This window comes from Mycobacterium sp. E2699, assembly GCF_001666745.1.
Lineage (GTDB): Bacteria > Actinomycetota > Actinomycetes > Mycobacteriales > Mycobacteriaceae > Mycobacterium.
Genome location: NZ_LZJH01000022.1, coordinates 26231 through 34176, shown reverse-complemented (window position 1 = coordinate 34176; position 7946 = coordinate 26231). Strand labels below are relative to the sequence as shown.

Below are 7946 nucleotides of genomic sequence, written 5' to 3'. Positions count from 1 at the left end.
GGTGTTCACTATGTCGCGAGACATCTGTCCTCGATGTCTCGCGACATCACATGGCGGTGGCGGAGGGATTTGAACCCTCGGACGGTGTTAGCCGTCACACGCTTTCGAGGCGTGCTCCTTAGGCCGCTCGGACACGCCACCGCCAGGCAGCTTACCGAACGGGTGGCTCCTCACCCCAATCGCTGGCGGGCGAAGAACGCCTCCAGGGGCGCGGCGCACTCCTGCGCGAGCACACCGCCGCGCACGGCCGGGCGGTGGTTGAGCCGACGATCGCGCACCACGTCCCACAGCGATCCGACCGCTCCCGTCTTGGGTTCCCACGCCCCGAACACCAGCCGCGCGACGCGCGCCAGCACCAGCGCACCGGCGCACATCGTGCACGGCTCGACGGTCACCGCCAGCGTGGCGCCCTCCAGCCGCCACCCGTCGCCGAGCGCTCGCGCCGCGGCCCGCATCGCCAGGATCTCGGCGTGCGCCGTCGGATCGCCAAGGGCCTCACGGGCATTCGCCGCCCGGGCCAGCTCGGTTCCGTCGGCGCCGATGACCACAGCGCCGATCGGCACGTCGCGGGGCCCCGCCGTCGCGGCGACCGACAGTGCGGCACGGATCAGATCTTCATCGGTGATCGGCGATCACCGACCGAGGCGGTCGATCACCGCCGACAGCTCGTCGGCAAAGCCCATCTCGCGGGCGATGCGGCCCAGTTGCTCGTCGGCGTACAGGTCGCTCTCGTCGAGGATGACCCCCAGCACGGCCTCCGGCAGCCCGACATCCGACAGCAGCCCCAGATCGCCCTCCTCGAAGGGGTCGGCGTCCTCGAGGTCCTCGGGATCGATGTCGGCATCCAGGTTGTCCAGTGCTTCGGCGGCGATGTCGTAGTCCAGCGCGGCGGTGGCATCCGAGAGCAGCAACCGGGTCCCCGACGGCCCGGGGCGCACGATGACGAAGAACTCGTCGTCGACGTCGAGGAGCCCGAAGACCGCGCCGGAGCTGCGCAGCTCACGCAGCTCGGTCTCGGCGGCCTGGAGGCTCGTCAGCGACTTGGGGGCCATGGCATAGCAGCGCCATTTGCCCTCTTCGCGCACGACCGCGACGCCGAAGCCGTCCGGCGTGTCCGCGGACGGGCCTTGCGCCGAGGCCCGCTGTGCTCCCATGGGCGCCTACGCTAGTCGCTGACCAGGCCGTCTGACCAGACGCAGCGCGAGAGGAACGCGCCACGATCCACGGCACCCGACGGCCGCGCCGGCCGCCGAACTGTGCCAACCTTGGACTGTGGCTCACCCTCGGTCGACAAGACCCATTTGCGTGCTCGGGCTGGGCCTCATCGGCGGCTCGATCATGCGGGCCACCACGGCGGCCGGCCGGGACGTGTTCGGCTACAACCGGTCGGTGGAGGGCGCGCACGCGGCCGTCGCCGACGGCTTCGACGCCAGCACCGATCTGACCCAGACCCTGACCCGGGCCGCCGACACCGGCGCGTTGATCGTCCTGGCCGTGCCGATGCCCGCGCTGGCGGGCATGCTCGCCCACATCAGGGAACTGGCCCCCGAATGCCCGCTGACCGACGTGACGAGTGTGAAGAGCGCGGTGGTCGACGAGGTGGCCGCGGCCGGTCTGCTGGAACGCTTCGTCGGCGGTCACCCGATGACGGGGACGGCGGATTCGGGGTGGGTCGCCGGCTACGCCGGGTTGTTCACCCGGGCCCCGTGGGTGGTCAGCGTCGACGACCACGTGAGCCCGGTCGTGTGGTCGATGGTGATGAGGCTGGCCCTCGACTGCGGCGCCCTGGTGGTGCCGGCCAAATCGGACGAGCATGACGCTGCGGCGGCCGCGATCTCGCACCTTCCGCACCTCCTCGCCGAGGCGCTGGCCGTCACCGCCGGGGAGGTGCCGCTGGCCTTCGCGCTGGCGGCCGGCTCGTTCCGCGACGGCACCCGGGTGGCGGGCACCGCCCCGGAGCTGGTGCGGGCGATGTGCGAGGGCAACGCCGCCCAGCTGTTGCCGGCGGTCGACCACGTCATCGAGTTGCTCGGCCGCGCGCGGGAGTCGCTCGCCTCCCACAACCTCGCCTCCCACAATTCGGTGGCCGACCTCATCGACGCCGGCCACGCCGCGCGCACCCGTTACGACAGCTTCCCGCGCTCCGACATCTTCACCGTCGTCATCGGGGAGGAGAACTGGCGCGAAGAACTGGCCGCCGCGGGCCGCGCGGGCGGGGTGATCAGATCCGCTCTGCCAACCCTGGATAGTCCACAATGAATCCCTCGTCATCGGCGCTCACCACAGTGTCGGCGACGGGGGACCGCAACTTGATCCCCTCGAGGTTTCCCTCGCTGGTGTAGCTCACGGTCGCCGCCGTGACGGACATGTCGGGCACGTTGACGTAGACCATGGGCAAGGTGACCATGTCCGCCCGTTCGTGCAGGCCGAGGCGGCGGATCGGCAGCGCATTGAAGAACGGGCTGAACACCACGTCGACGTCGAGCGCGCCGTTGTAGCCGGCGCGGCGTTCGCCCTGGTGGTCGGTGACCAACCACATGTTTTCCTCGTCCCGGGCGATGGCGAGCTGACGTTCGCGCTCGGCCAACGTGACGGTGAGCCCGAAGCGCTTGGTGGCGCCGGTCTCGTCGGTCTGCAGGTCGTAGTAGGCGCCGAACGCCGGGTTCGTCGCGGTGGACGCGGCCACGATGCGCCCATTGGCCCGGATCCGCTTGCCGGACACCTGGATTCGCACCGATTCCATGCGGGAGACGTCCTGGGCGCGCCAGGTCAACATCGCCTGCCACACGCGCCGGGCCGGATCAGAGGGGGCTGCGTTCACACTCCTACCGTAGGACGTGTCCATCGGGCGCGGCGGGTTTGCCCCGAAGTGCGGTCGGCGTCACCTGATTGCGCAGGCCGGCGGGGCACCCACAACGGGCCCCGTAGCCGGCCGGTGCCGGGCACCGAAGCCCACACCGCCAGTGCCAGCAGGCCGTCGAGCACCAGCGCCAACGCGGCCACCATCAGCGCGCCGACCAGCGCGAGCTGGAATTGCCGCTCCTTGATCCCATCGATCAGGTATCGGCCCAGCCCGCCGAGGCTGGCGTAGGCGGCCACCGTCGCGGTCGCGACCACCTGCAACGTCGCGCTGCGCAGCCCACCCAGGATCAGCGGCAGCGCGTTGGGCACCTCCACCCGCAGCAACACCTGCGTTTCCGTCATGCCCATGGCGCGCGCGGCGTCGACGACCGTCGGCTCGACGTTGGCGACGCCCGCATAGGTTCCGGCCAGCAGCGACGGCACCCCGAGCAGCATCAGGGCGACCAGCGGCGGACCGATGCCCAGCCCGAACAGCAGGACCCCCAGCAGCAGCACGCCCAGCGTCGGCAGCGCCCGCAGGCCGTTGACCGCACCGACAACCAGCAGCGTGCCGCGACCGGTGTGCCCGATGATCAACCCGATCGGGACGGCGATCACGGCAGAGGCGGCCACCGCGAGTGCGGTGTATTCGAGGTGCTCGACCGTGCGGGCCGCCAGCCCGACCGGACCGGTCCAGTTGTCGGCGGTCAGCAGATAGGACAGCGCCTGTTGCACGAAATTCATCGCGCCCCGCCCACGACCGGGGCCACCACCGCGCGGCGACGTGGGGTGCGCCCGGCGCGCTCCCACGGCGTGGCCAGCCGCCCGGCCACGACGATGAGCGCGTCGATGACCGTCGCCAGCACGAACAGCGCGACGATGCCGGCGACGATCTGGTCGCTCTTGTCGGTCTGGTAGCCCTCGGTGAACCAGGTGCCCAGGCCGCCGATGCCGATCACCGAGCCGACCGAGACCATCGCGATGTTGGTCACCACGACCACGCGCAACCCGGCGACCAGCACCGGGATGGACAGCGGCAGTTCGACTTTCAGCATTCGTTTGAGTGCCGGATAGCCGACCGCGGTGGCGGCGTCGCGCACCTGGGCGGGCACCGCGTCCAAGGCCTCCGGCACCGCGCGCACCAGCAGCGCGGCGGTGTAGGCGGTCAGCGCGACCATGACGTTGGCCTCGTCGAGAATGCGGGTACCGATGATCATCGGCAGCACCACGAACAGCGCCAGCGACGGGACGGTGAACACGACGGCGGCGGTTGCCGTCGTCAGCCGCCGCGCCACCGGTACGCGCTGCACCCCGACGCCCAGCGGGATGGCGATCGCCAACCCGATCAGCACCGGCACCAACGCCAGCCGCAGATGCACCAGGGTCAGGGCCCAGGCGTCGTCGAGGTGGGTGAACAAGTAGTGCATCGTTAGCTCCCCCGGCGGGCTTCCACCGCGGCGAGCACGTCGGCGGCGAGCACGCCGCCGATGAGCTTGCCCCCGTCGTCCACGGCGACACCCACGCCCGACGGCGACGACAGCGCCGCGTCCAGTGCGTGGCTGAGATTGCCGTCGGGACGGAACAGCGAGCCGACGCCACTCATGCTGTCGGGCAACGACGCGCCGGCGCGGTGCTTGCGCAGGCCCTCGGCGTCGATCCAGCCCATTGGGGCGCCCGCGTCGTCGACCACCACCGCCCAGCCGTCGGGAAGGCCGCTGTCGCGCAGGCCGTCGGCGGCGACGCGCTCGATGTCGTGCAGGGGCAGCCCGGCCGCGTCCATCAGCTGCAACCATCGGTAACCGCGGCCCAGGCCGATGAACCTGGCCACGAACTCGTTGGCCGGCCGCGAAAGCAGCCGGGCGGGTTCGTCGTACTGCTGCAGCACGCCATCCTTGAACACCGCCACCTGCTCGCCCAGTCTGAGCGCCTCGTCGATGTCGTGGGTGACGAAGACGATGGTCTTGTGCAATTCGCTTTGCAGACGCAGCATTTCGTTCTGCAGCTCGTGGCGGACCACGGGGTCGACGGCGGAGAACGGCTCGTCCATCAACAGGATCGGCGGGTCCGCGGCGAGTGCGCGTGCCACGCCGACGCGTTGTTGTTCGCCACCGGACAGCTGGGCGGGGTATCGGGTGGCGATCTTGGGATCGAGGCCGACGCGCTCGAGCACCTCGTAGGCGGCTTTGCGGGCGGCGCGGCGCGGCTGGCCCTTCAACACCGGAACGGTTGCGACGTTGTCGATCACGCGCTGATGCGGCATCAGCCCGGCGTGCTGGATGACGTAGCCGATCCCGAGGCGCAGCCGAACGGGGTCGACACCTCGGACATCGGCCCCGTCGACGGTGATGGTGCCGGAGGTCGGCTCGATCATCCGGTTGATCATGCGCAGCGCCGTGGTCTTGCCGCTGCCCGAAGACCCGACGAAGACGGTCAATTCGCCGTTGGGAACCACCAGGCTCAGGCGGTCGACGGCGGTGGTCCCGTCGGCGAACACCTTGCTGACGCTGTCGAAGACGATCAACGCCGTTGCCCGATCGGGTGGCTGAAGCCGTTGTACTGCACCCAGTTTCGTGCCGCCTGGTCCGGATCGATGCCGGAGTTGCCCGCCACCTCGGCGTTGAGCCCCGCCATCCCGGTGGTGGTGAGCTTCGCCGACACCGCGTCCAGCACGCTCTTGAGCAGGTCCGACTTCTTCTGCGAGTTCACCAGCGGCACAATGTTGCCGGCCAGGAAGTTGTGCTCGGGATCCTCGAGCGCGACCAAATGCTCTTGCAGGATGGCCGGCGAGGTGCTGAAGATGTTGGCGGCCGTCACCCTGCCCTCCAGCAACGCGCGAACGGTCACCGCGCCGCCGCCGTCGTTGATGGCCACGAAGTTGCCGGGGCTGATGGCCAGGCCGTACTTCTGCCGCAGGCCCGGCAGGCCGGACGGGCGGTTCTCGAACGCCGACGGTGCGCCGAACCGCACGTCGGGCGAGTGTGCGGCCAAATCCCGGATGGTCTTCAGGTTCCAGTTGCGGGCAGTTCCGGCGGTGACGGTGACCGTGTCGGTGTCGGACGCCGGCGACGGCGTGAGAATCGACAGATCACCGGGAAGTTGCTTGTAGAGTTCCAGCTCGACGTCGTCGAGCATGGTCGCCGTCGAGTTGGGCGCGAAGTACAGCAGCAGGTTTCCGATGTACTCGGGCACCAGGTCGATGGAATGATCTTTCAGCGCGGGGATATAGGTTTCCCGGCTGCCGATGCCCATCCGCCGCCCGATCTCAAAACCGTTGGCCTGCAATGCCTGTGCGTAGATTTCGGCGACGATCTCCGATTCCGGGAAGTCGCCGGACCCGACCACGATGGATTTCGGGCTGCGGGCCTCCGCCCCCAGCGGGTCGGCATTGCTGCACGCCGCGATCAGGCACACCGTCGCCAGCCACACCGCGGCACGGACGGTCGCGCGGCGCGCGCGCGGCAGCATCCTCATAACGCCGACACTAACGGCAGAACCCCCGCAACGCGGCCGTCCCGGCGCCGGGCCGCCGGCGGTGTTTTCGCTGGATTTGTTTCAATCTGCCCAGGATGGGACAAAGATGACAGTATGAGCGGCCAAACCCCTGCCACGCCTCCCCCGCCCCCCCCGCCGCCGCCCGCGTCCGGCGCCCGCGCGAAGCCCAACGATCCGGCCGTCGGGTTCACCCGCGCCGGCGCTTTGTGGACGTCCCTGATCGTCGGCTTCCTGATCCTGATCCTGCTGCTGATCTTCATAGCTCAGAACACGGATTCGGCGGCGTTCGCGTTCTTCGGCTGGCGCTGGAGCCTTCCGCTGGGGGTCGCGATCCTGCTGGCGGCGGTGGTGGGCGGTCTGATCACCGTGGCGGCAGGCACCGCACGGATCCTTCAGCTGCGCCGCGCCGCGAAGAAGCACCACGCGGCGGCTCGTAACATCTAGCGCCGGGCTTTCGGTGTGAATCCTCGGCGAGAAAATCGCCCTTGGCGCACACTCAAAGCCCTCAGTACACACTCAAAGGCCACCAGTGCACACTCAGCCGGGCAGCTTGGCGAGCTCCGCCAGCCCGCGCGAGATCAGCGGCGCGACGACCTCGGGGGTGTGCTCGGGCTCTTTCCCGCTGGCCAGGTCCGACATCCGCCGGCGGAAGTCGATGCCGGCGGCGATGATGGCGAGCTTGAAGTAGGCCAGCGCCATGTAGAACTCCCAATGCGCCAGCGGCAACCCCGCCACGAGCGAGTAGCGGTCGGCGAGCTCGTCGGCCGTGGGCAGCAGCGGCGACGTCCAGGCGGCTTGCGCGTTGACGATCAGGTCCAGCGCCGGGTCGCGGTATACGCACATCAGGGCCGCGTCGGACAGCGGGTCGCCGAGGGTGGACAGCTCCCAGTCCACGACGGCGCGCACCTTCGTCGGATCGTCGGCGTCCAGGATGGTGTTGTCGATCCGGTAGTCGCCGTGCACGATCGAGGTCCGGCTCTGCTGCGGAATCGATTGCCGCAGACCCGAATGCAGCCGCTCGACGTCGGCGTCGCGGTGGTCTTCGGGCAGCCGCACCAGTTCCCATTGCGAACCCCACCGTCGCACCTGCCGCTCGAGATAGCCGCTGGGCTTGCCAAAGTCGGCCAGCCCCACGGCGTTCGGATCGACATTGTGCAGGTCCACGAGCACCCGGATCAGGGAGTCGACGCAGTCGTCGATGACAGTGTGGCTGAACGCCTCGAGTTGGGCGCGTCGGCGCACCACCTGCCCGGCAACGAATTCGACGATCTGGAACGGCGCGCCCAGCACCGAGTCGTCCTCGCACAGCGCGATCGCGCGCGCTACGGGGACCGGCGTGTCCCGCAGCGCGGCCACCACCTTGTATTCGCGGGCCATGTCGTGTGCCGACGGCGTCAGCCCGTGCAGCGGGGGACGCCGCACCAGCCAGCTGGTCGCGTCGTCGTACACCCGGAACGTCAGGTTCGAGCGGCCACCGGAGATGAATTCGCCCCGCAACTCGCCGTCGCGGCCAATCCCGAGCGAGCGCAGGTACCGGTCCAGCGAGACCAGGTCCAGCCCTTCGATTCGGTCAGTTGAAGTCACTCGAACTTGTTTACCACCGCGCATGTGGG

Annotated in this window: 10 protein-coding genes and 1 tRNA gene; 2 read left to right on the top strand and 9 right to left on the bottom strand. The window is 69.5% G+C overall.

The window, feature by feature from the left end; genetic code table 11:
- Nucleotides 1–51 precede the first annotated feature (51 nt).
- The 3 genes from A5696_RS01540 to A5696_RS01530 all read right to left on the bottom strand — a co-directional run bounded on the left by A5696_RS01540 (nt 52) and on the right by A5696_RS01530 (nt 1154).
- Nucleotides 52–141: transfer RNA gene (locus A5696_RS01540), tRNA-Ser, on the bottom strand.
- Nucleotides 142–170: 29 nt separating this feature from the next.
- Nucleotides 171–626 (bottom strand): nucleoside deaminase, encoded by a 456-nt coding sequence (locus A5696_RS01535; RefSeq protein ID WP_067872311.1) that lies wholly within the window; start codon nt 624–626, stop codon nt 171–173.
- A gap of 6 nt (nt 627–632) precedes the next feature.
- Entirely contained in the window at nt 633–1154 is a 522-nt protein-coding gene (locus A5696_RS01530; protein WP_067872308.1) for a tRNA adenosine deaminase-associated protein, read from the bottom strand.
- Nucleotides 1155–1299: 145 nt separating this feature from the next.
- On the opposite strand from A5696_RS01530, the gene A5696_RS01525 reads away from it, so the two are divergent.
- Nucleotides 1300–2259 (top strand): prephenate dehydrogenase, encoded by a 960-nt coding sequence (locus A5696_RS01525; RefSeq protein WP_231964189.1) that lies wholly within the window; start codon nt 1300–1302, stop codon nt 2257–2259.
- Here the strand turns inward: A5696_RS01525 and A5696_RS01520 are convergent.
- From A5696_RS01520 to A5696_RS01500, 5 genes are read right to left on the bottom strand one after another with little or no spacing between them, the layout of a single operon-like run.
- The gene (locus A5696_RS01520) at nt 2222–2821 is read right to left on the bottom strand and encodes a putative glycolipid-binding domain-containing protein (RefSeq protein ID WP_067872303.1); all 600 of its coding nucleotides are present in this window, start codon (nt 2819–2821) and stop codon (nt 2222–2224) included. The genes A5696_RS01525 and A5696_RS01520 overlap by 38 nt on opposite strands.
- The gene (locus tag A5696_RS01515; RefSeq protein WP_067872301.1) at nt 2818–3585 is read right to left on the bottom strand and encodes an ABC transporter permease; all 768 of its coding nucleotides are present in this window, start codon (nt 3583–3585) and stop codon (nt 2818–2820) included. The genes A5696_RS01520 and A5696_RS01515 overlap by 4 nt, the downstream gene beginning before the upstream one ends.
- Nucleotides 3582–4268 carry an ABC transporter permease gene (locus A5696_RS01510; RefSeq protein WP_067872298.1) on the bottom strand — a complete coding sequence of 229 codons (687 nt, stop codon included), beginning with the start codon at nt 4266–4268 and terminating at the stop codon, nt 3582–3584. Before A5696_RS01510 ends, A5696_RS01515 begins: the two co-directional genes overlap by 4 nt.
- Before the next feature lie 2 nt (nt 4269–4270).
- Nucleotides 4271–5362 (bottom strand): ABC transporter ATP-binding protein, encoded by a 1092-nt coding sequence (locus A5696_RS01505; RefSeq protein WP_067872295.1) that lies wholly within the window; start codon nt 5360–5362, stop codon nt 4271–4273.
- Complete coding sequence (locus tag A5696_RS01500) at nt 5359–6312, bottom strand: ABC transporter substrate-binding protein (RefSeq protein WP_067872292.1); 954 nt, start codon at nt 6310–6312, stop codon at nt 5359–5361. Before A5696_RS01500 ends, A5696_RS01505 begins: the two co-directional genes overlap by 4 nt.
- A gap of 114 nt (nt 6313–6426) precedes the next feature.
- On the opposite strand from A5696_RS01500, the gene A5696_RS01495 reads away from it, so the two are divergent.
- Complete coding sequence (locus A5696_RS01495; RefSeq protein WP_067872287.1) at nt 6427–6777, top strand: lipopolysaccharide assembly LapA domain-containing protein; 351 nt, start codon at nt 6427–6429, stop codon at nt 6775–6777.
- 93 nt (nt 6778–6870) lie between these two features.
- On the opposite strand, the gene A5696_RS01490 is transcribed toward A5696_RS01495, so the two are convergent.
- The gene (locus A5696_RS01490) at nt 6871–7917 is read right to left on the bottom strand and encodes a phosphotransferase family protein (protein WP_067872284.1); all 1047 of its coding nucleotides are present in this window, start codon (nt 7915–7917) and stop codon (nt 6871–6873) included.
- Between the last annotated feature and the right edge of the window lie 29 nt (nt 7918–7946).

What these genes read in the sequence shown, in the direction of transcription:
- A5696_RS01530 (WP_067872308.1), bottom strand. Translation starts at nt 1,154, where the DNA reads ATGGGAGCACAGCGGGCCTCGGCGCAAGGCCCGTCCGCGGACACGCCG.
- A5696_RS01515 (WP_067872301.1), bottom strand. Translation starts at nt 3,585, where the DNA reads ATGAATTTCGTGCAACAGGCGCTGTCCTATCTGCTGACCGCCGACAAC.
- A5696_RS01510 (WP_067872298.1), bottom strand. Translation starts at nt 4,268, where the DNA reads ATGCACTACTTGTTCACCCACCTCGACGACGCCTGGGCCCTGACCCTG.
- A5696_RS01500 (WP_067872292.1), bottom strand. Translation starts at nt 6,312, where the DNA reads ATGAGGATGCTGCCGCGCGCGCGCCGCGCGACCGTCCGTGCCGCGGTG.
- A5696_RS01495 (WP_067872287.1), top strand. Translation starts at nt 6,427, where the DNA reads ATGAGCGGCCAAACCCCTGCCACGCCTCCCCCGCCCCCCCCGCCGCCG.